The following is a 22567-nucleotide window of genomic DNA, read 5'->3' as shown; positions in this document are numbered from 1 at the left end:
CAAAGTAAAATAACAAAAGGCATGTTCCACGTGGAACATGCCTTTTTATTTTGGATTTAAGCTCAATTAGATGTATGACTTATTTGCCGCCACAGCAAGCATCATAGGCAATGCAATCAACTAGATGATCGTTCACCATCCCCACCGCCTGCATAAAAGCATAACAAATCGTCGGACCAACAAAGTTAAAGCCAAGCTTTTTTAATGCCTTAGACATTGCCTCTGATTCAGGTGTTTGCGCAGGCACCTGCGACATGGAGGTAAATTGATTCACCAATGGCTTGCCACCAACAAAGCTCCACAGAAATTCAGCAAAATCTTTGCCATCCGCAGTGTAGGCTAAGTAACCTTTTGCATTACGAATAATCGAATGGATCTTAAGGCGATTACGCACAATGCCTGGGTTAGCCATCAACTCCTCGACTTTAGCGTCGTCAAAAGTTGCAATCACTGCTGGCTCAAAATCCGCAAAGGCTTGTTCGTAGTTTTGCTGCTTCTTTAAGATAGTAATCCAAGACAACCCAGCTTGTTGCCCATCTAAACAGAGCTTGGCAAACAACTCCTTCGAATCATAAACTGGGCGCCCCCACACCTTATCGTGGTACTCGCGATACAAGGGATCATCACTGACCCAATTACAGCGGATTTCTTCCATGGCCTATCTACCTTAACGTTTTAACGAAGAAGGTAAAAAATAACCTACATAAGCAGAGATCTACAAGGTATAATCGAAACCATTTTCTATTAAAGCTGACGGCAGTAGACAAGTAGACATGACGACGAAACACGACGTAAAAACATTTCAGGGTTTCATTCTAACCCTACAGGAATATTGGGCGCAGCAAGGCTGTGCAATCGTTCAACCTCTAGATATGGAAGTCGGTGCAGGTACATTCCACCCACAAACTTTCCTACGCTCTTTAGGGCCTGAGCCAATGAGCAGTGCCTATGTGCAGCCATCGCGCCGCCCTACCGACGGCCGTTACGGTGAAAACCCAAACCGTCTGCAGCACTACTACCAATTCCAAGTCGTGTTAAAACCGTCACCGGATAATATCCAAGAACTCTATTTAGGTTCTCTGCAAGCCCTTGGTATTGATACACAAATCCATGATATCCGTTTTGTGGAAGACAACTGGGAATCACCAACATTAGGCGCATGGGGCCTAGGCTGGGAAGTCTGGTTAAACGGCATGGAAGTGACTCAGTTTACTTACTTCCAACAAGTCGGTGGTCTAGAGTGTAGCCCAGTGACGGGTGAAATCACCTACGGTTTAGAACGTCTCGCCATGTATATCCAAGGTGTGGATAGCGTGTACGACCTCGTATGGACCGATGGCCCCATGGGTCGCATCACCTACGGCGATGTGTTCCATCAAAACGAAGTTGAGCAATCGACCTATAACTTTGAGCACGCAGACGTCGACTTTATGTTTGCCCTGTTCGATCAATGCGAAAAGATGTGTCAGCATTTATTGTCGCTTGAAAAACCATTACCTCTACCCGCCTATGAGCAAGTGATGAAAGCCTCTCACGCCTTCAACCTGCTCGATGCACGCCACGCCATTTCAGTGACTGAACGTCAGCGTTATATCCTGCGCGTTCGTACCATGGCTAAAGCCGTTGCTGAATCCTATTATCAGGCACGCGAAGCGCTTGGCTTCCCAATGTGTAAGTAGAGGTAACACATGAATTTTGAAAACTTACTCATCGAGTTAGGCACTGAAGAACTGCCGCCAAAGGCGCTGCGTAAACTGGCTGAGTCTTTCTTAGCGAATTTTACCGAAGAATTAACCAAAGCCGATTTAGCTTTTAAATCAGCTGTTTGGTATGCAGCACCCCGTCGTCTCGCCATTAATGTGACAGAACTAGCACTTGCTCAAGCGGACAAAATCGTTGAAAAACGCGGCCCAGCTGTCAGCTCAGCATTCGATGCCGAAGGTAAACCAACGAAAGCCGCAGAAGGTTGGGCACGTGGTAACGGTATTACCGTTGACCAAGCCGAGCGTTTAGTGACCGATAAAGGTGAATGGCTGGTTTATAACGCCAAAGTCGAAGGCGTTGAAACCAAAAGCTTAATCGCTGCGATGGCGCAACGTGCGCTGGATAAGTTACCCATTCCTAAGCCAATGCGCTGGGGAAGCAGCAAGACACAATTCATTCGCCCTGTTCACACAGCCACTATGCTGTTAGGCAGTGAGTTAATCGAAGGTGAATTACTTGGCATTAAATCGGCACGTAATGTTCGTGGTCACCGCTTTATGGGTACAGGCTTCGAGCTTGACCATGCAGACAACTACCTGACGCTACTGAAAGAAAAAGGTAAAGTCATCGCCGATTACGAAAGCCGTAAAGCCTTAATTAAAGCCGATGCAGAAAAAGCGGCCGCTAAGATTGGTGGCACCGCAGATATCGAAGATGACCTGCTGGAAGAAGTCACCTCTTTGGTTGAATGGCCAGTCGTATTAACCGCAAGCTTTGAAGAGAAGTTCTTGAACGTGCCTTCAGAAGCCTTGGTTTATACGATGAAGGGCGATCAGAAATACTTCCCAGTGTTCGATGATGCAGGTAAGTTACTGCCAAACTTCATCTTTGTCGCTAACATAGAATCAAAAGATCCGGCACAAATTATTGCGGGTAACGAGAAGGTGGTTCGTCCACGCTTGGCCGATGCCGAGTTCTTCTTCAATACCGACAAAAAGCACACGCTGGAATCACGCTTACCGAGTCTTGAGACCGTCTTGTTCCAACAACAACTAGGTACTTTAAAAGACAAAGTCACTCGTATCTCTGCCCTAGCCGCCTTTATTGCCGAGCAAACTGGCGCTAACGCCGTTGATGCAGCCCGTGCTGGTTTATTGTCTAAAACAGACTTAATGACCAATATGGTGATGGAGTTTACCGATACTCAAGGCACTATGGGCATGCATTACGCCCGCCTAGATGGTGAAACTGAAGCCGTCGCCTTAGCCATGGAAGAGCAATACAAGCCAAAATTCTCTGGCGATACAGTTCCTACTGCAGCGGTATCTTGCGCAGTAGCCTTAGCGGATAAACTCGATACCTTAGTCGGTATCTTCGGTATTGGTCAGGCACCTAAGGGCGCTGCCGACCCATTCGCACTGCGCCGCGCCGCTATCGGTGTGCTACGCATTATCGTTGAGAACAAGTTGCCACTAGACTTAGTGACCCTGATTGCCAAGGCTCAAGAACTCCATGGCACTAACTTAAGCAACGCGAATGCAAGCGATGAAGTGCTTGAGTTCCTAATGGCGCGTTTCCGCGCTTGGTACCAAGATAAAGGTATCGAGGTTGACGTGATCCTCGCCGTATTAGCACGTCGCCCAACTCGCCCAGCTGATTTTGATAGCCGTATCAATGCGGTATCACACTTCAGAAGCTTAGAAGCCTCTAGCGCTCTGGCAGCGGCGAATAAGCGTGTGTCTAACATTCTGGCGAAAGTGGAAGGCGAATTACCCACCACGATTAACTCAGCTCTGTTAGCCGAAGCCGCAGAACAAGCATTAGCCGCTAAGCTTGCCGAACTGCAGCCTCAACTCGCTCCGCTGTTCGCTAATGCTGATTACCAACAGGCATTAACACTGCTGGCGAGCTTACGTGAAAGCGTTGACCAGTTCTTCGAAGACGTGATGGTTATGGCGGACGACGAAGCATTGAAAAACAACCGCTTAGCTCTGCTAAATAACCTACGTGAACAGTTCTTACATGTAGCGGATATTTCTCTGCTTCAGTAAGTTGCACGTTAGAGTGCCAATAAAAAACGCGCTTATAGCGCGTTTTTTATTGGCTGCAATATATTAAAACTGCTGAAGTTTTTCGTGCAACGCTTCGAATTGAGCAGGCTCGAGTCCAACCAAGGCTAACAAGTTGCTCAGCATATCTGCAGGCAATTTTCCCGCTTGCTGCAACATCGAAATCTCACTGATGATATTGGCGCGCCAAACCACAGCGGCAATTCCCTCATTCGGCCGAGTATGGACATGGGCTAATTTATCAAGCTCGGTTTCAAAGGTACTTGGCAATTGCCAATGCTTTGCCAACAAAGCACTTAAGGTGAGTGATTTTGCTGTCATCACTTGTCGGAATAACCAAGAATTTGGCTGCTCCCCCGGTTCTGCCTGCACAAAGGCATCGAGCAACATTTTAAAGATGGCGAGCTTACCCACATCATGCAGTAGTCCTAATAGGAATGCCGTGTCTCTATCTTCTTCACTCAGTTCGCTGGTTAAAAAGGCAACCTGCATCGAATGACGCCAAATTTCGGCACCAAAGCGCCGAAAATAAATGGGTTTAATATCGAGCATCTCACGCACTAGGCAACTCGTCACAAAGCGGCGTAACTGTTCACGGCCGAGCTGCACTAAAGCCTGCTGCAGGCTTGTGACCTCTCTATCTCCACGCTTAAAGGCTGGTGAGTTGCACAGCTTAAGCACTTCGACGCTTAGTAAGGGATCTTTCTCGATTAACGCCAACAAGTCCTTAGTATCAAACTGTGGCTCAGCTAACTTACGGTCTAATTCCAACACCTTAGAGGGAAGCTTAAGCACCTTTTCTGCTATCACTTGTGGCGATGCTAAGGCGAGCTCTATTTCTGCCATGACTCGCCGCTCAAGGTTATTGGCAACGCCACCAGCATCTTTGGTTCTGGCAGGAAACAACAGACTATAAAATAACGCCTCTAAGTCGACACTCACCACGGTATCAACGGGTTCTTCTTGGCGTTTAGGGGCTGAAACTTTGTCCAACGATTTACTGAGATCGGTTTGACTAAAGCTTTTAGGTCGCTCCAGTATTGTCTCTTCGCGGATATTAAAAATTTTATTAAATATGGACTTAATCAAGACGTTCCAACCTATTAGAGCTGAGTTAACTGACCCTGCATAATTATCAGTCCATTGTAGTTCATATACTAGTGGTCACATTATGTATTACGCGCAGCTTTACTATATGTCCCTAGACTTAAGGCTGCATTATCAAATCGAATGTTTCACGTGAAACCTTATTCCAAGTAGCCTTGATAGGCCTGTGCAATTTGCTTTGCCAACTCCGCATTGATTGGTGAATAAGCTTTAGCGGAAATAACCAGTGCGACGGCGACCACTGGCAAGGGTGGAAGTGTTCCAGAATCAATAATATTCAGTGGTGCCGATACACTGCATTCGGCCATGGCACTAATAGCCAAATTCTTAGCCACTATCGCGTTAAGAGCCGCAGCACTGCTGCTACAGGCTAACAACTGATAATGCCTATCTTGCTTCATCAATCCATCTAACGCCGCAATATGGAATTTACAGTCCTTTTGGAATAGCGCTATGGGTAAGGGATCGGCATCACTCAAGTTCGAACCACTCGCGCTCACCCAAACGCCTTTTGAGGTTTGTAATAAGTAGCCTTCATCGGACTCGGGCAAACGAGTCACTATCGCCGCATCGAGCTGCCCAGAATCCAGCATGATCCGCAGCTTTTGGCTCGAGGCGCAGGTAATTTGAAGATCGAGTTGCTTAATGTGACCATGTAACAACGCCACTATCCGCGGCAACACGGATTCGGCATAGTCATCTGGACAGCCCAAATGCAATTGTGCGCCGACTTGGGTCTGCTTAATGGTAGTGACAGTCTCATCGTGCAATTGCAGTAATTGCTTAGCGTACAAGCCAAAACGTTGGCCTTCGGTAGATAAGACTAAGTTTCGCCCCTCTTTTACAAAGAGCGTTTTTCCCAACTCTTGCTCTAAGCGCTTCATTTGCATACTGACGGCAGATTGAGTCTTATAGGTTTGCATTGCCGCACGGGTAAAACTCCCGGTATCGACAAAAGCCACAAAGCTGCGCAACGCTTCTATTTCCATAATATTTCCTATCAGAGATCAGTCTATCTATTCGTTTTGCTGATAGATGACATCAAATCTATTCGTTAGTCATGCAAAGTACAAGCGCCTATATTGATAAGCACAACCCCAAACAGGAAGGTGAAAATGGAACTCTACATTGGTAATAAAAACTACTCTAGTTGGTCGCTCCGCGCTTGGTTAATGGCAGAAAAATCAGGTATTCAGTTCGATGAAATCCTACTACAGCTCGATACCGAGAGCTTTTATCAGCGGCTCAAATCCATTTCGCCTACCCTAAAAGTTCCGACACTCATCGATGGAAATATCACGGTTTGGGATTCATTGTCGATTTGCGAATATATCAACGATACTTATCTTTCAGGCTCAGCTTGGCCACAAGACCCGAAACAAAAAGCTAAGGCTCGCTCCTTCGCCTGTGAAATGCATTCAGGCTTTCATGCCCTGCGAAATGCCCTGCCGATGAATATCCGTGCCCATCGTTATGTCGAATTAAGCCCTGCCGTATTGCAGGATATTGCCCGCATCGACAGTATCTGGTCACAGCAAATGGCAGAGTTTGCCACCGCCCAAGGCACTTGGTTATTTGGCAAGTGGTCGATAGCCGATATGATGTTTGCGCCGGTTGTGATGCGCTTCTTCACCTATGAGATTGAAGTCTCCCAAGCGAGTCGAGCCTATATGGAATTTATTGTGAGCCAACCGGAAATGCAGGCCTGGATACAAGCCGCCAAAGCCGAGACTGAAATAGTGGACATCGACGAAGCTGGTGTTGATAGATAATTTTCTACCAAACAAAAAGGGAAAGCTAAGCTTTCCCTTTTTTATCAATCACTAACGATATAGATCGTTAAACGTCTAAATGTTAAACATCTAAGTTAGCCACGTTCAGCGCGTTGGCTTCGATAAAGTCACGGCGTGGTTCAACTTGGTCGCCCATCAAACAAGTAAACAGCTGATCCGCACCAACGGCATCATCAATCGTCACTTGCAGCATGCGGCGAGATTCAGGATCCATTGTGGTTTCCCACAATTGCTCAGGGTTCATCTCACCCAATCCTTTATAGCGTTGGATGTAGAGGCCACGTTTGGCTTCGCCGATGGTCCAATCTAACGCTTCAATGAAGCTACCCACTTCCTTCACACGGTCGCCACGTTGCACATAACCACCGACTTCAATCAGGCCTTCAAGCGCCGCACCTAACTTACCAATGCGTTGGTAGTCGGTTGATTGGAAGAAGTCGTAGCTGAACAGGTAGTGTGTATCGATACCATGTTTACGGATAGTGATCTTCGGCAGATACACTTTACGCTCAGGATCGAGCACAGGCTCACCAGAATACAACACACCGCTGTTTTCTAATTCCACCAGCTCATGGATAAAGGCGTCGATACATTCCTTCATCTTGCCTTCATCCGCCAACATTTCGTTGTTGATCATTGGATGATAAAGCATGCGGTTGGTGATCTGAGTAGGGTAACGTTGCTCTAAACGGGCCACAATCGCTTCCACTTCGCGGTATTGAGTCACTAAACGCTCTAATGGCTCACCCGACATACCAGGCGCACCTTGAGATGGATAAATACTAGTACCATCTAACGCTTGAGTGGTCAGATACTGAGTCAGTGCCGCTTCGTCTTTGAGATATTGTTCTTGCTTACCTTTCTTCACTTTGAATAAAGGCGGCTGAGCAATATACACATAACCACGTTCAATCAGTTCAGGCATTTGGCGGAAGAAGAAGGTCAACAGCAAGGTACGAATATGCGAGCCGTCGACGTCAGCATCCGTCATGATGATGATGTTGTGGTAACGCGTCTTATCCGGGTTGTATTCGTCACGACCAATACCACAGCCAAGTGCAGTAATTAGCGTGGCAACCTCTTGAGAAGAAAGCATTTTATCGAAACGCGCTTTCTCAACGTTTAAGATTTTACCTTTCAGTGGCAGAATCGCTTGGTTCTTACGGTTACGTCCCTGCTTAGCGCTACCGCCAGCAGAGTCCCCTTCCACTATGTAGATTTCTGAAAGACCAGGGTCTTTCTCTTGGCAATCCGCCAGCTTACCTGGCAAACCACCTAAATCGAGTGCGCCTTTACGACGGGTCATTTCACGGGCTTTACGTGCCGCTTCACGGGCACGGGCCGCATCGACAATCTTACCGACGATTAACTTAGCATCGGCAGGGTTTTCCAGCAGATAGTCGTTTAGCTTTTCACCCATGGTTTGTTCAACCGCGGCTTTCACTTCACTAGACACTAACTTGTCTTTGGTTTGCGAGCTGAACTTAGGATCAGGCACTTTAACTGAAATCACGGCCGTTAAACCTTCGCGGGCGTCATCGCCAGTCGCGTTAGTTTTGCCTTTCTTGTTATAGCCTTCGTTTTCCATGTAGTTGTTGAGGTTACGTGTCAACGCACTACGGAAACCCGCTAAGTGAGTACCACCATCACGCTGTGGAATGTTGTTGGTAAAACAGAAAATGCTTTCTTGATAACCATCGTTCCACTGCATCGCCACTTCAACGGTAATACCGTCGTCACGCTCTTGCATAAAGTGGAATACGTCTTTGTTTACTGGCGTTTTATTACGGTTCAGGTAATCAACGAATGCGCTGATACCACCTTCGTATTTAAAGAATTCATTCTTATTGTCACGCTCGTCGACTAAGCGGATACCCACGCCTGAGTTGAGGAACGACAGTTCGCGCACGCGCTTTGCCAGAATCTCGAAGTGGAACTCAACATCGCTGAAGGTTTCTTCACTTGGCCAGAAACGGATTTCGGTACCGGTTTTCGTCGCATCGCCGATCACTTTGATTGGCTCGTCAGGAACACCGTGGGTATAAAACTGCTCGTGGACTTTACCTTCACGGCGAATGGTTAACTGCAGCTTTTTAGACAGCGCGTTAACTACCGACACACCCACGCCGTGCAGACCACCTGACACTTTATAAGAGTTATCGTCGAACTTACCGCCCGCGTGCAATACGGTCATGATCACCTCGGCGGCAGACACGCCTTCTTCCGGGTGAATCGCCACAGGAATACCACGGCCGTCGTCGCGAACGGAGACCGAGCCATCCACATGGATAGTAATAGTGATATCAGTACAATGGCCGGCTAAGGCTTCATCGATAGAGTTATCGACTACTTCGAACACCATATGATGTAGACCCGTACCGTCGTCGGTGTCACCAATATACATCCCAGGTCTCTTACGTACTGCATCAAGGCCCTTAAGGACCTTAATACTCGAAGAATCGTAACTATTCTCTGACATATTATTCTCTCAATGGTTATTCAATTACCGTTACACGTCCCTGTTCCACATGGAACATCCTACTGGGAGGCATGTGTAACGAATCGACTATTGCTGCAGGCTCAATGGCAGTGACAAACACTTGTGCACCAGTGTCCACTAGCTGCTTAAGCAATAGCTGCCTATGCTGTGCATCCAACTCGGATGGAAGATCATCCACAAGATAAATACTGTGTTTATCTATTTGTTGTTTGAGCAACTTTCCCTGTGCAATACGCAGTGCACAGACTAATAATTTCAATTGACCACGGGACATGGCATCCTGCGCCGGTAAACTACCTACACGAAGTCTGAGGTCAGCTTTATGGGGACCGCTGACGGTATGACCCGTAGCCAAATCTCTGGGATATTGGGATTCGAGAAGTTGTGCAAAATCCGTTTTGCTATCCCAGCCGCGAGTAAATGAAACCTTAACATCTACCTGCGGTAAAAACTCCCCGATTATACCCTTAAGTAGCTCATTTAACGAGTCTACATAACGGTTTCGTATTTCTGTGACCTGCTCGGTATAACGGACAAACTCCCTATCCCAATATTGGATTTGATCATAGGAAGAATTATTTCTAAGCAGTTGATTTCGTTGCTTTAGAACCCGTCTTACGTTCACCCATGCCGCATAAAACTGCGGGTCAGAATGAAAGGCACCCCAATCGATAAACTGCCGACGGGATTTAGGACCTTCAAACAGGAGCGAAAAGCTTTCCGGCGTGATCACTTGGATAGGTAAAGTTTCGGCTAATGTCGATAGCCGTTTCACCTTTTCTCCGTCGATTTTGACTTCGGTTTCGCCACTACGGAAACGTCGCAAGCCGATTTTACTGTCACCACGGGGTAAATTTAAGGTCGCAAACAGGGTTAACTTATCCTGTTCGTTATTGATCACCCGTTGGGATAAATGACTGCGAAACGAACGCCCCATCCCGAGAAAGTAAATAGCCTCAAGTATACTGGTTTTGCCGCTGCCGTTTTGGCCATAAATCAGATTGATCCCAGAACTTGGGCTCAGCTGCGCCAATTGAATATTGCGAAAAGAATCAATATTAAGACGGATAAGACTCATGCGTTACTCATCAAACCGCATCGACGGCTTAGGCCAAGACTCAGAACAGTCATCATACCGCAATTCACATCCATCCGAGTAAATAAGGCAACAAAGGATAAAGGCTTGAAGACATATACGCCGCTAAAAAGCGGCGTATGGCACAAAGTAGGCAATGGAATACTATAAGCGCATCGGCATAACCACATACATGGAATCTTCTTCCAGGTGGTTTTCCAATAAGGCACTCGAGTTACCATCGATTAAGGTGATACGCACATCATCGGACTTAAGGTTGTTTAACACATCCAATAAGTAACTGACGTTGAAACCAATTTCGAGTGGCTGATTGTTGTAATCCACATCGATGATTTCTTCCGCTTCTTCCTGCTCAGGGTTATTGGCGGTGATTTTCAGTAATCCCGCTTCTAACTGAATGCGTACACCGCGAAACTTCTCATTCGATAAAATAGAAGCACGGGTTAAGGCTTGTTTGAAGTGGTTACGGCTGGCGATAACGATTTTATCACCGCCCTTAGGTAACACACGGCGATAATCGGGGAAACGACCATCGACTAATTTACTGGTAAAAACTGTGGTGCTGGTGGTCGCACGAATCGCATTATCACCAATGGCAATTGCGATATCTAAATCATCGGCTTCCAACAAACGCGCCATTTCCATCACGCCTTTACGGGGCACGATCACTTGTTTTTCAGGCAATTGCGCATCAATAGTTCTGTGACTTAAGGCTAAGCGGTGACCATCGGTAGCAATGGCACGCAGCACATTACCTTCGGTTTCGAGCAATAAACCATTCAGATAGTAACGAACGTCTTGGTTCGCCATCGAAAACTGAGTCGCATCAATCAGTGACTTCAGCACGCCTTGCTTAAGGGTGAATTCGATTTCCGCCTGAAAGGCTTCCACATTGGGGTATTCTTCTGCGGGCAGGGTTGCCAGCGAGAAACGGCTACGGCCAGAGCGTAATAACCATTTGTTATCTTGTTGCTCGACCTTAAGCTCGCTTTGCTCGGGTAAGGATTTAACTATATCTAACAGTTTCTTAGCAGGAACTGTTGTACGACCTTCTTCGATATCACCATGAATGACCGCCTGGCCCACTAACTCAACTTCGAGGTCGGTACCTGTCATTTTGAGTGAGTGACCACTAACTTCTACAAGGAGATTTGCCAAAATAGGCAAGTTATGGCGTCTTTCTACCGCACCACAAACCAATTGAAGCGGCTTTAATAGGGCGTCCCTATCAATTGAAAATTTCATAGTGTCCAAATTCCTTGATTTTAAGAAGATAAGGTTCTAATCAAGTTAGCATAATCTTCTTTAATGTCGTGACTCTCTTCCCGTAGCTGAGCAATCTTACGACAGGCATGTAACACTGTGGTGTGATCTCGACCACCAAAGGCATCACCAATTTCCGGCAAGCTCTGGTTAGTTAATTCTTTGGATAACGCCATGGCCACTTGTCTAGGGCGCGCAACACTGCGCGAACGACGCTTAGACAACATATCAGCCATCTTGATTTTGTAGTATTCAGCTACGGTTTTCTGAATGTTGTCTATAGTGACTAATTTTTCCTGCAGTGCCAAGAGGTCACGCAGGGCTTCACGCACAAAATCAATTGTAATTGGGCGGCCAGTAAAGTTAGCGTTCGCGATAACGCGGTTTAACGCCCCTTCTAACTCGCGAACGTTCGAACGTAAGCGCTTAGCAATAAAGAAGGCGACTTCGTCGGGAAGATTGATACCGCTCTCTTGGGCTTTACGCATCAAAATCGCCACACGGGTTTCAAGCTCTGGCGGTTCAATCGCAACCGTTAAGCCCCAACCAAAGCGAGATTTTAATCTGTCCTCTACCCCGTCGATCTCTTTAGGATAACGATCCGATGTCAGGATGATCTGATGATTACCTTCAAGCAACGCGTTAAAGGTATGGAAAAATTCTTCCTGCGATCTGTCTTTATTGGCGAAGAATTGAATATCGTCGATAAACAGGGCATCGACACTGCGGTAGTAACGTTTGAACTCTTCGATCGCATTGTTTTGTAGCGCTTTCACCATGTCTTGCACAAAACGCTCGGAGTGCATGTACACAACTTTCGCATCGGGATTATTTTTGATGATGCCGTTACCGACTGCATGTAATAAGTGGGTCTTACCTAAACCCGTACCACCATAAAGGAACAGCGGGTTATAGGCACCACCCGGATTTTCAGCAACCTGCAGAGCGGCCGCTTTACCGAGTTGGTTAGACTTACCCTCAACGAAGTTGTCGAATTGGTAAGTGGGATTGATATTGCTGCGATGATTAGCGTTAGCAACAGGCTCAGTGGTATTAAATGAAGTCCCTACTGAAGCTTTAGTTTGGGGATTAGGCACACGCACAGCCGCAACTGGAGCTGGCTCAGGCTTTTTCGCTGACGGACGGCTACCGATATCGAAGCGTAACTTAGGTGCATCATTACCCATTTGCTCAGTAAAAAACTGATTAATGATATTGATGTACTTATCCCTAACCCAATCGAGCACGAAGCGGTTAGGCGCATAAAGCACCAAAGTATCTCCATCCATTTCGGCTTGTAACGGTCTGATCCACATACTGAACTGCTGAGCAGAAAGCTCGTCTTGCAGTCTTCCGATACATTGTTGCCAAAGTGAAACCGCCACTAAGTTATCCCCAAAAGATCATCAAAAAGAGGTGTATTCTATAGCGAGATCTCAATGATCGCTATCCTTAAAAAATAATTATCCCCAACAAGATCATTCTATGGAGATATCCCCGATCATCAAAGATCAAATTCGATCCTTTTATTCAACAAATAGGGCAAATCCCGCTTTATTAAGCGATCCACATTGATCTATAATGGCGCCCCTTTGATCTCTTGATAGATCCCCTTCACTACTACATGTAGTGCCAATACACAGAGTTATCCACATCTTCTGGTGTGTGCGGGAAATTGATCAAAGGATACACGGGCAGAAATAAGCCACTTGCTGACTTTCGTTGTTGACGGGGACAGGTAAAGTGATTACAATTCGGCCTCTTTTTTACCCTTACCTCTGTCACCAGAGATAAGGATATGTTCACTTATAACAAAGACGGATTGCCATCATGAGTAAACGTACTTTTCAACCTAGCAACCTGAAGCGCAAGCGTTCTCACGGCTTCCGCGCTCGTATGGCTACTGCAGGCGGCCGTAAGGTGCTTGCACGTCGTCGTGCGAAAGGTCGCGCTCGTTTATCTGCTTAATAAGTTAAGTAGGTAACTAGTTGACTAGCTATACCTTTACGCGGGAGTTACGCTTGCTAACTCCCGCGCAATTTAAATCTGTATTCTCTAATCCCATCAAAGCTTCTTCTGCTGAAATCACTCTGCTTGCTATTCCTAATTCGGAACAACATCCGCGTTTGGGTCTTACTGTAGCTAAACGCTATGTAAAACGCGCCAATCAGCGTAATCGCATTAAGCGAGTTATCAGAGATAGTTTTCGCCTCAATCAACACGACATTCCTCACCTTGATATTGTTGTGCTGGTCAGAAATGGGGTGATGGAAATGGAAAATGCAGAGATCAACAAGTTGATAGAAAAGCTATGGCGCAAACTCAGTCGCCGCTACAATGGCTAGCAACCACGTTTATTCGTGGCTATCAAATCTTCATCAGCCCCCTCTTAGGGCCTCGATGTCGTTTCAATCCCACATGCTCGCATTACGCCATTGAGGCAATAAAAGTGCACGGAACCGCGAAAGGTTGTTGGTTTGCATTGAAACGCATATTAAAATGTCACCCTTTGCATCCCGGCGGTAGTGATCCCGTCCCCCCTAAAAATGACAGGTGTAATAAATAGGCTATGGAATCTCAACGCAATATATTGCTAATAGGACTACTGTTTGTCAGCTTTTTGCTGTGGCAACAGTGGCAAGCAGACAAAGCTCCAAAACCCGTTGCAACCGAATCGTCTGTAGTGGCGAATGCAACCACAAATCACAGTGCTGATGTTCCAGAAGCAGACACAAGTGTCCCAGCAGCCTTAACGGCAACGCAAAATCTGATCACAGTTAAAACCGATCAGCTCGATGTACAAATCAACCCAGTGGGTGGTGACATCGTTTTTGCAGCTCTGGTTTCACACAAACTGGAACAGGGTAAAGACCAGCCATTTGTTTTGCTTGAGCAAACCAAAGATTTCACCTATATCGCTCAGAGTGGCCTGATTGGCCGTGATGGTATCGATAGCAGTGCTAAAGGTCGCGCCGCATTTGCTGCCAACAAAACTGAATTCACCTTAGCCGATGGCCAAGACACCTTAGAAGTACCACTGACCTATGTGGCTGATAACGGTGTGACTTACACCAAAGTGTTTGTCTTCCATCGTGGCAAGTTTAACGTTGATATCGATTACAAAATCAACAACACTTCAGCTGCTCCATTACAAGTTCAGATGTACGGTCAGATTAAACAGACCATCAAGCCATCTGAAAGCAGCATGATGATGCCAACTTACCGTGGCGCCGCGTTCTCGACTCAAGATGTACGTTACGAAAAGTACAAGTTTGAAGATATGAGCAAGAGCAACCTCAATCAACCGACTCTCGGTGGTTGGGCGGCGATGTTGCAACATTACTTCGTATCTGCTTGGATCCCACCAGCAACCGACAGCAACACCATTTTCTCGAGTGTCAGTGCAGGCGGTTTAGCTAACATAGGTTTCCGTGGCGCGGTATACGATATTGCACCGGGTGCGACTCAAGAAATTAGCTCACAATTTTATGTTGGTCCTAAGGATCAAAAAGCGCTATCTGCGTTATCTGATACCTTAAACCTAGTTGTTGATTACGGTTTCCTTTGGTGGTTAGCCGTGCCAATCCACTGGTTATTGATGTTCTATCAATCCTTTGTGGGTAACTGGGGTGTGGCAATTATCCTGATCACCTTAACCGTTCGTGGTTTACTGTTCCCGCTCACTAAAGCGCAGTACACCTCAATGGCGAAGATGCGTAACCTACAGCCAAAACTGCAGGATCTAAAAGAACGCTTCGGCGATGACCGTCAAAAGATGGGTCAAGCCATGATGGAACTGTACAAGAAGGAAAAAGTGAACCCTATGGGTGGCTGTTTACCTATCCTATTACAGATGCCAATTTTCATTGCCTTGTACTGGGTATTGTTAGAAAGCTTCGAGCTGCGTCACGCGCCATTTATGTTATGGATCCACGACTTATCTGTACAAGATCCATACTACATTCTGCCGCTGTTGATGGGTGCGTCTATGTTTGTGATGCAAAAAATGCAACCCATCGCACCGACCATGGACCCAATGCAAGTGAAGATGATGCAATGGATGCCAATGATCTTTACAGTATTCTTCCTGTGGTTCCCATCGGGTCTGGTACTGTACTGGTTAGTGGGTAACATTGTTGCCATCATCCAGCAGAAGATTATTTATGCAGGTCTAGAGAAAAAAGGCTTAAAATAACCCCAAGCGCTAGATAAGAGCTAACGGCTCAGCATATGCAAAAAGGCGGCTTAATGAGCCGCCTTTTCCTTTAGATGATTTGATCGAATTAATGGGTATTTCCGTGACAACTGACACTATCGTGGCACAGGCCACCGCGCCCGGACGGGGCGGCGTGGGTATCATTCGTATCTCTGGTGATAAGGCAACCGATGTGGCCATGGCCGTATTGGGTCATTTACCTAAACCCCGTTACGCCGATTACTGCGACTTTAAAAATGCTTCAGGCCAAGTGATAGACCAAGGTATCGCACTGTTTTTTAAAGGCCCTAATTCCTTCACCGGTGAAGACGTATTAGAGCTGCAGGGCCACGGTGGTCAAATCGTTCTCGATATGCTGATCAAGCGCGTATTAGAAGTCGAAGGCATTCGCATCGCCAAACCAGGCGAGTTTAGCGAACAGGCCTTTATGAACGACAAGCTAGACTTAACCCAGGCCGAAGCCATTGCCGACCTTATCGATGCCACCAGTGAGCAAGCCGCCAAAAGCGCGCTGCAATCACTGCAAGGTGAGTTTTCGAAGGAAGTCCATGAGCTGGTGGATCAAGTCACCCATCTGCGTTTATACGTCGAAGCCGCGATTGATTTCCCCGATGAAGAAGTCGACTTTTTAAGTGACGGCAAAATTGCCAACGCGCTCTACAAAATCATCGATAAACTCAGCGCCGTGCAGGCCAGTGCCAAGCAAGGCTCGATTATCCGCGAAGGGATGAAAGTGGTCATTGCTGGCAGGCCAAATGCGGGTAAATCGAGTCTGCTTAACGCCCTAGCGGGTAAAGAGTCAGCGATTGTCACCGAAATTGCTGGCACCACCCGTGACGTATTGCGCGAACATATCCATTTAGATGGTATGCCACTACATATTATCGACACTGCAGGTTTACGTGACACCACTGACACGGTTGAACAAATCGGTATCGAACGCGCGTGGAACGAAATCAACAGCGCCGATCGGGTGTTATTTATGGTCGATGGCACCACCACGGATGCGGTCGATCCCCATGATATTTGGCCCGATTTTATCAATCGCCTGCCCGCCAATTTAGGCGTGACCGTTGTCCGCAATAAGGCCGATCTCACCGGTGAGAACCTCGCCATGACCGAAGAAAAAGGTTACAGCGTGTATCGGATCTCGGCCAAAACCGGTCTAGGCGTAGAGGAATTAAAGCAACACCTTAAATCCTTGATGGGCTATAAGAGTAATCTCGAAGGTGGCTTTATCGCCCGTCGCCGCCACCTCGAAGCATTAGATGTTGCCGCAAGCCATCTACAACTCGGTAAAGAACAATTAGAGATTTACCTCGCAGGCGAACTGTTAGCGGAAGAACTGAGAATGGCGCAATTAGCCCTGTCTGAAATCACCGGCCGCTTCACCTCAGACGATCTATTGGGCAAAATTTTCAGCTCATTCTGTATCGGAAAGTAATTTCGCTTTAGCGTTTAGCTAAACGAGCAATAAAAAATCAGCCCACTAAGTTCGCTTAGGGGCTGATTTTTTATTTAAAGGCGCTTTGTCTTAAATAGTTTATCTAAACTTGGCGATAATGGTCCTGCATTTGATAGGACCGAGCATAGAGCGCGAAGATGGCAGCCGCCAAGATCGCAAATCCCGCAAAGAAGAACATTTGGAATGCCGTCACACTCATCCCGGTTTGAACAATTTGTTCCGTCACCGCAGGGCTTTTTACGCTCACATTGGCGAGTAATACCCAAAGGTTACCGACGGTCACCGATAAGGTCCAAAAACTCATAATAGTGCCTTTCATAGCCTTAGGTGCTTGGCTGTAGGCAAATTCTAAACCCGTTGCCGAAACTAATACTTCACCAAAAGTCAGTAAGGCGTAGGGTAAAATCTGCCAGAAGATAGACAGCGCCGAGCCACCGTCCATCATCAACTGAATCGTCCCAACCACAATCCAGCTTAAGCCAGTTATCGCGATCCCCGCGCCCATTTTACGCAGCGCAGTTAATTTCACGCCCATACGCTCAATAGCAGGATATAACACGAAGTTATTGAATGGAATCAACAGCATCACTAACAGCGGGTTTAATGCCTGCATCATCGCAGGTTCAAACCACGAAGGTTTAACCATATCGTTAGCCTGCAAAATCCAAGTCGACGCCTTTTGATCGAATAAGGACCAAAATGGCGTGACTAAGGCGAACAACACCAAAATACGTAGCACTGAACGTACGCCATCCACGGCCGCATCAGGGTGAACTCCCCTAGCGCGCTCAAGCTGCAATGACGCCCCAAAACCAACAAATCCCATCAGCAGCACCATAGCGCTACACAAACCAGCCACAATCCCTAGGGTCGGAATATTCACCAGCGCATAAGCGGCTGAAACACCACCAATTAGGGCTAACACTAAACCGATATTGGCTTTGCCTTCGGCCTTAGTAAGCAAGGCGCTGCGGATCACAGGTAAAAATCCATGGGGATCCTTTGGTTCTGGCGGCATATGCACATAACGTTTGCGGCCTAACCAGAAAAATACCGTGGCGATAAACATCAACACACCGGGGATCCCGAAAGCCACAGCTGCGCCAAAATTCTTGAGTAACAATGGCATAGATAAGGATGCGAAGAAGGACCCAAAGTTGATCGTAAAATAGAACATATCGAAGGCCTTTTGCGCCAAAGACTTGTTACTCTGATCAAACTGATCGCCCATAAACGAAGAAACTAAAGGTTTAATCCCGCCTGAACCTAAGGCAATTAAAAATAAGCCGGTGTAAAAGCCTTGCACACTGTGCTCAAAAATTGCCAAAAACGCATGGCCCACACAGTAAAGTAAGCTTAACCACAGAATAGTGTTGTACTTACCAAAGAATCTATCTGCAATCCAACCACCGAGTAAGGGGAAAAAATACACCCCAATGACGAACGAATGGAACACATCCTTTGCCACCGCTCCGCGAAGATCTTCGGGAATAGAGAGCAAAAGTGCCGTCATCAAGAATGGTGTTAGAATGTTGCGCATGCCATAAAAACTGAAACGCTCACACGCTTCACTGGCAATAATATAGGGTATTTGGCGTGGCCACTTTGGCGCATCGGCAGGAGTAGTCATCTGTTATCCTATTATAATTGTTATAAAAATTTACAGTCATAGGTATAAAACCTCGATTGCAGCCAAAGATACTAGCAGACTGCAAATCAATAGTGAGTAAATTTATACAGCAAAACACTGTAAGTAGATGTAAGCCCCAAAAATGATAGAAATTAACGACCATAGAGAGCAGTAACAATGACCAAGATCGCGATATTAGTCGGCACCACCCTCGGCAGCAGTGAATATATAGCGGATGAAATGCAGGCCCAGCTCACTCCATTAGGCCATGAAGTCGATACCTTTTTGAGTCCAACATTGGATGAATTGCAATCATATCCCCTTTGGATCATCGTTTCGTCGACCCATGGCGCCGGCGATCTGCCCGACAATTTGCAGCCATTTAATAAAGAACTGCTGCTAAACACACCGGATCTGACCCAAGTTCAGTTCGCCTTATGTGCGATTGGCGACTCAAGTTATGACACCTTTTGCCAAGGCCCAGAAAAGTTAGTTGAAGCGCTGGAATACAGCGGGGCAAAAGTCATTGTGGATAAGATCCAGATCGATGTACAACAGGATCCAGTGCCAGAAGACCCAGCTTTAGCGTGGTTAGCACAATGGCAAGATCAAATTTAAGATCCTCTTTTGGAAAACATACCAAACCACCCACAGTTTAGACCCTATTTATCCACAAAAAACTACTTTAATGTATATTTTTGTGGATAAGGTATTATTTAGATCTGATCAACCTCTGTGCTATTCACAAGCTGATCTGCTTAAAGATCCCCCTTGTGGATAAATAGCCGATCTATCCCCACCTTTTCTGGCAGTAGATCTCGGCTAGATCACAAGAATAAAAGCTCGTTACTGTTTGATATAAATAAGAAAATAAGCTTACCCACAGGAAAGTGCGATCCTAATAGTAAACATAGTAAGAAGATCTATATAAAGATCTTAAGATCTATTAGTCCCGATCCTATGGATCCATTTTCTAAAAATGATCATTCACCTCATTCAAAGCAAATGCTAAAATGATCGGCTCACGTTGGGTCTCTTAAGTTACTAAAGGTAGGGTCATGCATTTTCATGAACGGTTTGATGTTATTGTTGTAGGTGGTGGTCATGCCGGAACTGAAGCCGCATTGGCTGCAGCAAGAATGGGCTCTAAGACATTATTGCTGACGCATAATCTTGATACTTTAGGCCAAATGTCATGCAATCCTGCGATCGGCGGTATTGGCAAAGGTCATCTGGTAAAAGAAATCGATGCCTTAGGCGGTGCAATGGCGATCGCAACCGACTATGCAGGGATCCAATTTAGAACCCTAAACTCGAGCAAAGGTCCAGCAGTAAGAGCGACTCGTGCTCAGGCTGATCGCGCTTTGTATCGTCAGAAGATCCAAAATATTCTGCAAAACCAAGCCAACTTACGTATTTTCCAACAAGCCGTTGATGATCTGGTGGTTGATAACGATCGCGTAGTCGGCGTAGTGACCCAAATGGGCTTAGCCTTCGAAGCGCCTGCAGTGGTCTTAACCGCGGGGACTTTCCTCAGTGGTAAAATTCACATTGGTTTAGAAAACTACAGTGGCGGTCGTGCTGGTGATCCACCATCTATCGCACTCGCCCACCGTTTACGTGAGTTGCCAATCCGTGTTGGCCGCTTAAAAACGGGTACGCCACCACGTATCGATGCCAATACCATCGATTTTACCCAGATGACTGAGCAGAAAGGCGACACGCCATTACCTGTGATGTCGTTTATGGGCGATGTAAGCCATCACCCGAAACAAATTTCTTGTTGGATCACCCATACCAATGAAAAGACACACGATATTATTCGTGGAGGCTTAGATCGCAGCCCGATGTATTCAGGCGTGATCGAAGGGATTGGTCCACGTTACTGCCCTTCTATCGAAGACAAGATCCATCGTTTTTCAGATAAATCATCACACCAGATCTTTATCGAACCCGAAGGCTTAAACACCAACGAGATCTACCCTAACGGTATTTCCACCAGCTTGCCTTTCGATGTGCAGTTAAATCTGGTTCGTTCGATCCAAGGTATGGAAAATGCTGAGATTGTTCGCCCAGGTTATGCGATTGAGTATGATTATTTCGATCCAAGGGATCTTAAAAACTCGTTAGAAACCAAAACCATCAATGGTTTGTTCTTCGCGGGCCAAATCAACGGTACCACGGGTTATGAAGAAGCCGGCGCCCAAGGTTTACTCGCGGGGATGAACGCTGCACTGCAGGTTCAGGGCAAAGAAGCTTGGTGTCCTCGCCGTGATGAAGCCTACATAGGTGTATTGGTTGACGATTTATCAACCTTAGGGACTAAAGAACCCTACCGCATGTTTACCAGCCGCGCTGAATACCGCCTATTGCTGCGTGAAGACAACGCCGACCTGCGTTTAACCGCAAAAGGTCGTGAACTGGGTCTGGTGGATGATGCGCGTTGGGCCTCTTTCAGTGAAAAAATGGAATCGATCGAGTTAGAACTGCAACGTCTACGTAGCCAATGGATCCATCCAAATTCACCATTGGTGCCAGTGTTAAATCCGCATTTAAACACGCCTATCTCCCGTGAAGCGTCGTTTGAAGAGTTGCTGCGTCGTCCAGAAATGGATTACAGCAAGTTGATGCAGATTGAAGGTTTTGGTCCAGGACTTGCCGATCCACTCGCAGCCGAGCAAGTACAGATCCAAGTGAAGTACTCTGGCTATATCCAACGTCAGCAGGAAGAGATCAACAAAGCGGTACGCAATGAGAACACTGGTTTGCCATTGAACCTTGATTACAAAGAGGTTCCAGGGCTTTCAAATGAGGTTATTGCTAAGTTAAATAGCCATAAGCCCGAAACTATTGGCCAAGCATCGCGTATCTCAGGGATTACGCCAGCAGCGATTTCAATTCTGCTGGTGCATCTGAAAAAACGCGGTTTATTACGCAAGAGCGCGTAAAAGCTAGCTTAATCGCCAGTTTGGTCGCAGAAGGGAAGCATTCAGGCTTCCCTTCGACGTTTCAGGGCTTCATAATAGCCAGCGAGTTTATAATCGTATCTTTATTGAGGTTGTTCAGTGTTATCTGCCCAGTTAGAGGCCTATTTAGCCGAAATTAATCTGCCCGCCACGGCTGAGCAGAAAAAACAACTGCTTGATTTTGTTGGCATGCTCAACAAATGGAATAAAGCCTATAACCTAACTTCGGTAAGAGATCCTGAGGCGATGCTTGTCCGTCATATCATGGACAGCTTAGTGGTGTCGCCCCATTTGCAGGGTGAGCGCTTTATCGATGTAGGTACTGGCCCTGGGCTGCCCGGCATTCCCTTAGCGATTATGAATCCAGATAAAACCTTTGTGCTGCTCGATAGCTTAGGCAAACGTATCCGTTTTCAAAAGCAAGTGGCCTTTGAACTCGGGATCCACAATATTAGTTCGATAGAAAGCCGAGTCGAGGCCTATCAACCCGAGCAAAAGTTCGATGGAGTGCTCAGCCGCGCCTTTGCCTCAATCCATGATATGTTGACATGGTGCCATCACTTGCCTGCCGAGCATGGACAATTTTATGCGCTCAAGGGACTACTGAGTGATGAAGAGATGCAACAAATCCCCGCTGGATTTGTGGTGACCGAAACCATCGAACTCCAAGTGCCTAGACTCGATGAGCAAAGACATTTACTCAAAATAATCAAAGAATAACAGGCTTAAAGCTCCTCATTTCATATGGATTTTTAAGT

Annotated in this window: 19 protein-coding genes; 11 read left to right on the top strand and 8 right to left on the bottom strand. The window is 46.5% G+C overall.

All coding sequences use genetic code 11. The features are described from left to right. Positions 1-79: 79 nt before the first annotated feature. Positions 80-655 (bottom strand): DNA-3-methyladenine glycosylase I, encoded by a 576-nt coding sequence (locus SHEWANA3_RS00095; RefSeq protein WP_011715311.1) that lies wholly within the window; start codon positions 653-655, stop codon positions 80-82. A gap of 118 nt (positions 656-773) precedes the next feature. Between SHEWANA3_RS00095 and glyQ the strand changes: the two genes are divergently transcribed. Together glyQ and glyS are read left to right on the top strand one after the other, a co-directional pair. Further along, positions 774-1679 (top strand): glycine--tRNA ligase subunit alpha, encoded by a 906-nt coding sequence (glyQ, locus tag SHEWANA3_RS00090; RefSeq protein WP_011070431.1) that lies wholly within the window; start codon positions 774-776, stop codon positions 1677-1679. Between the two features lie 9 nt (positions 1680-1688). Then, positions 1689-3755, top strand: coding sequence for a glycine--tRNA ligase subunit beta (gene glyS, locus SHEWANA3_RS00085; protein WP_011715310.1), 2067 nt, complete (start codon positions 1689-1691; stop codon positions 3753-3755). Between the two features lie 63 nt (positions 3756-3818). Here glyS and SHEWANA3_RS00080 read toward each other — a convergent pair whose 3' ends face one another. After that, a complete protein-coding gene (locus tag SHEWANA3_RS00080) occupies positions 3819-4862 on the bottom strand; it encodes an HDOD domain-containing protein (protein WP_011715309.1) in 1044 nt (347 codons plus the stop codon). 158 nt (positions 4863-5020) lie between these two features. Further along, positions 5021-5869, bottom strand: a complete 849-nt coding sequence (locus SHEWANA3_RS00075) for a LysR family transcriptional regulator (protein ID WP_011715308.1) — start codon at positions 5867-5869, stop codon at positions 5021-5023. Between the two features lie 126 nt (positions 5870-5995). Here SHEWANA3_RS00075 and SHEWANA3_RS00070 point away from each other — a divergent pair, with 126 nt between their 5' ends. Continuing rightward, complete coding sequence (locus tag SHEWANA3_RS00070; protein WP_011715307.1) at positions 5996-6652, top strand: glutathione S-transferase family protein; 657 nt, start codon at positions 5996-5998, stop codon at positions 6650-6652. Positions 6653-6734: 82 nt separating this feature from the next. Here the strand turns inward: SHEWANA3_RS00070 and gyrB are convergent, their stop codons facing one another. The 4 genes from gyrB to dnaA all read right to left on the bottom strand — a co-directional run bounded on the left by gyrB (position 6735) and on the right by dnaA (position 12917). Then, complete coding sequence (gyrB, locus tag SHEWANA3_RS00065) at positions 6735-9152, bottom strand: DNA topoisomerase (ATP-hydrolyzing) subunit B (RefSeq protein WP_011715306.1); 2418 nt, start codon at positions 9150-9152, stop codon at positions 6735-6737. A 16-nt stretch (positions 9153-9168) separates the two neighbouring features. Beyond that, positions 9169-10251, bottom strand: a complete 1083-nt coding sequence (recF, locus tag SHEWANA3_RS00060; protein ID WP_011715305.1) for a DNA replication/repair protein RecF — start codon at positions 10249-10251, stop codon at positions 9169-9171. 162 nt (positions 10252-10413) lie between these two features. Then, on the bottom strand, positions 10414-11514 hold the full coding sequence (gene dnaN, locus SHEWANA3_RS00055) for a DNA polymerase III subunit beta (protein ID WP_011620839.1): 1101 nt from the start codon (positions 11512-11514) through the stop codon (positions 10414-10416). Positions 11515-11534: 20 nt separating this feature from the next. Beyond that, positions 11535-12917, bottom strand: a complete 1383-nt coding sequence (dnaA, locus tag SHEWANA3_RS00050) for a chromosomal replication initiator protein DnaA (RefSeq protein WP_011715304.1) — start codon at positions 12915-12917, stop codon at positions 11535-11537. A gap of 445 nt (positions 12918-13362) precedes the next feature. On the opposite strand from dnaA, the gene rpmH reads away from it, so the two are divergent. From rpmH to mnmE, 5 genes are all read left to right on the top strand, one after another. Continuing rightward, positions 13363-13500 carry a 50S ribosomal protein L34 gene (gene rpmH, locus SHEWANA3_RS00045; protein ID WP_011070423.1) on the top strand — a complete coding sequence of 46 codons (138 nt, stop codon included), beginning with the start codon at positions 13363-13365 and terminating at the stop codon, positions 13498-13500. A gap of 20 nt (positions 13501-13520) precedes the next feature. Beyond that, positions 13521-13877: a ribonuclease P protein component gene (gene rnpA, locus SHEWANA3_RS00040; RefSeq protein ID WP_007652336.1), complete on the top strand. Its 357-nt coding sequence runs from the start codon at positions 13521-13523 to the stop codon at positions 13875-13877. Then, the gene (gene yidD / locus SHEWANA3_RS00035) at positions 13844-14098 is read left to right on the top strand and encodes a membrane protein insertion efficiency factor YidD (RefSeq protein ID WP_011624661.1); all 255 of its coding nucleotides are present in this window, start codon (positions 13844-13846) and stop codon (positions 14096-14098) included. Before rnpA ends, yidD begins: the two co-directional genes overlap by 34 nt. Before the next feature lie 3 nt (positions 14099-14101). Next, positions 14102-15727 carry a membrane protein insertase YidC gene (gene yidC, locus SHEWANA3_RS00030; protein ID WP_011715303.1) on the top strand — a complete coding sequence of 542 codons (1626 nt, stop codon included), beginning with the start codon at positions 14102-14104 and terminating at the stop codon, positions 15725-15727. A 103-nt stretch (positions 15728-15830) separates the two neighbouring features. Continuing rightward, complete coding sequence (gene mnmE / locus SHEWANA3_RS00025) at positions 15831-17192, top strand: tRNA uridine-5-carboxymethylaminomethyl(34) synthesis GTPase MnmE (RefSeq protein ID WP_011715302.1); 1362 nt, start codon at positions 15831-15833, stop codon at positions 17190-17192. Positions 17193-17295: 103 nt separating this feature from the next. Here mnmE and SHEWANA3_RS00020 read toward each other — a convergent pair whose 3' ends face one another. Next, entirely contained in the window at positions 17296-18843 is a 1548-nt protein-coding gene (locus SHEWANA3_RS00020; RefSeq protein WP_011715301.1) for a POT family MFS transporter, read from the bottom strand. A 177-nt stretch (positions 18844-19020) separates the two neighbouring features. On the opposite strand from SHEWANA3_RS00020, the gene mioC reads away from it, so the two are divergent. The 3 genes from mioC to rsmG all read left to right on the top strand — a co-directional run bounded on the left by mioC (position 19021) and on the right by rsmG (position 22529). Then, positions 19021-19461, top strand: a complete 441-nt coding sequence (mioC, locus tag SHEWANA3_RS00015; RefSeq protein ID WP_011715300.1) for an FMN-binding protein MioC — start codon at positions 19021-19023, stop codon at positions 19459-19461. 440 nt (positions 19462-19901) lie between these two features. Then, complete coding sequence (mnmG, locus tag SHEWANA3_RS00010) at positions 19902-21791, top strand: tRNA uridine-5-carboxymethylaminomethyl(34) synthesis enzyme MnmG (RefSeq protein ID WP_011715299.1); 1890 nt, start codon at positions 19902-19904, stop codon at positions 21789-21791. A 117-nt stretch (positions 21792-21908) separates the two neighbouring features. Continuing rightward, entirely contained in the window at positions 21909-22529 is a 621-nt protein-coding gene (gene rsmG, locus SHEWANA3_RS00005; protein WP_011715298.1) for a 16S rRNA (guanine(527)-N(7))-methyltransferase RsmG, read from the top strand. The last annotated feature ends 38 nt before the right edge of the window (positions 22530-22567 follow it).

This window comes from Shewanella sp. ANA-3 (genome assembly GCF_000203935.1).
In the GTDB taxonomy this organism is placed as follows: domain Bacteria; phylum Pseudomonadota; class Gammaproteobacteria; order Enterobacterales; family Shewanellaceae; genus Shewanella.
Note: the sequence above shows the minus strand (reverse complement) of the source record. Positions and strands in the feature narration are given on the sequence as shown.

What these genes read in the sequence shown, in the direction of transcription:
- rpmH (WP_011070423.1), top strand. Translation starts at nt 13,363, where the DNA reads ATGAGTAAACGTACTTTTCAACCTAGCAACCTGAAGCGCAAGCGTTCT.
- yidC (WP_011715303.1), top strand. Translation starts at nt 14,102, where the DNA reads ATGGAATCTCAACGCAATATATTGCTAATAGGACTACTGTTTGTCAGC.
- yidD (WP_011624661.1), top strand. Translation starts at nt 13,844, where the DNA reads ATGGCGCAAACTCAGTCGCCGCTACAATGGCTAGCAACCACGTTTATT.
- glyS (WP_011715310.1), top strand. Translation starts at nt 1,689, where the DNA reads ATGAATTTTGAAAACTTACTCATCGAGTTAGGCACTGAAGAACTGCCG.
- SHEWANA3_RS00075 (WP_011715308.1), bottom strand. Translation starts at nt 5,869, where the DNA reads ATGGAAATAGAAGCGTTGCGCAGCTTTGTGGCTTTTGTCGATACCGGG.
- mioC (WP_011715300.1), top strand. Translation starts at nt 19,021, where the DNA reads ATGACCAAGATCGCGATATTAGTCGGCACCACCCTCGGCAGCAGTGAA.
- dnaN (WP_011620839.1), bottom strand. Translation starts at nt 11,514, where the DNA reads ATGAAATTTTCAATTGATAGGGACGCCCTATTAAAGCCGCTTCAATTG.
- SHEWANA3_RS00070 (WP_011715307.1), top strand. Translation starts at nt 5,996, where the DNA reads ATGGAACTCTACATTGGTAATAAAAACTACTCTAGTTGGTCGCTCCGC.
- gyrB (WP_011715306.1), bottom strand. Translation starts at nt 9,152, where the DNA reads ATGTCAGAGAATAGTTACGATTCTTCGAGTATTAAGGTCCTTAAGGGC.
- glyQ (WP_011070431.1), top strand. Translation starts at nt 774, where the DNA reads ATGACGACGAAACACGACGTAAAAACATTTCAGGGTTTCATTCTAACC.
- SHEWANA3_RS00095 (WP_011715311.1), bottom strand. Translation starts at nt 655, where the DNA reads ATGGAAGAAATCCGCTGTAATTGGGTCAGTGATGATCCCTTGTATCGC.
- SHEWANA3_RS00020 (WP_011715301.1), bottom strand. Translation starts at nt 18,843, where the DNA reads ATGACTACTCCTGCCGATGCGCCAAAGTGGCCACGCCAAATACCCTAT.
- recF (WP_011715305.1), bottom strand. Translation starts at nt 10,251, where the DNA reads ATGAGTCTTATCCGTCTTAATATTGATTCTTTTCGCAATATTCAATTG.
- mnmG (WP_011715299.1), top strand. Translation starts at nt 19,902, where the DNA reads ATGCATTTTCATGAACGGTTTGATGTTATTGTTGTAGGTGGTGGTCAT.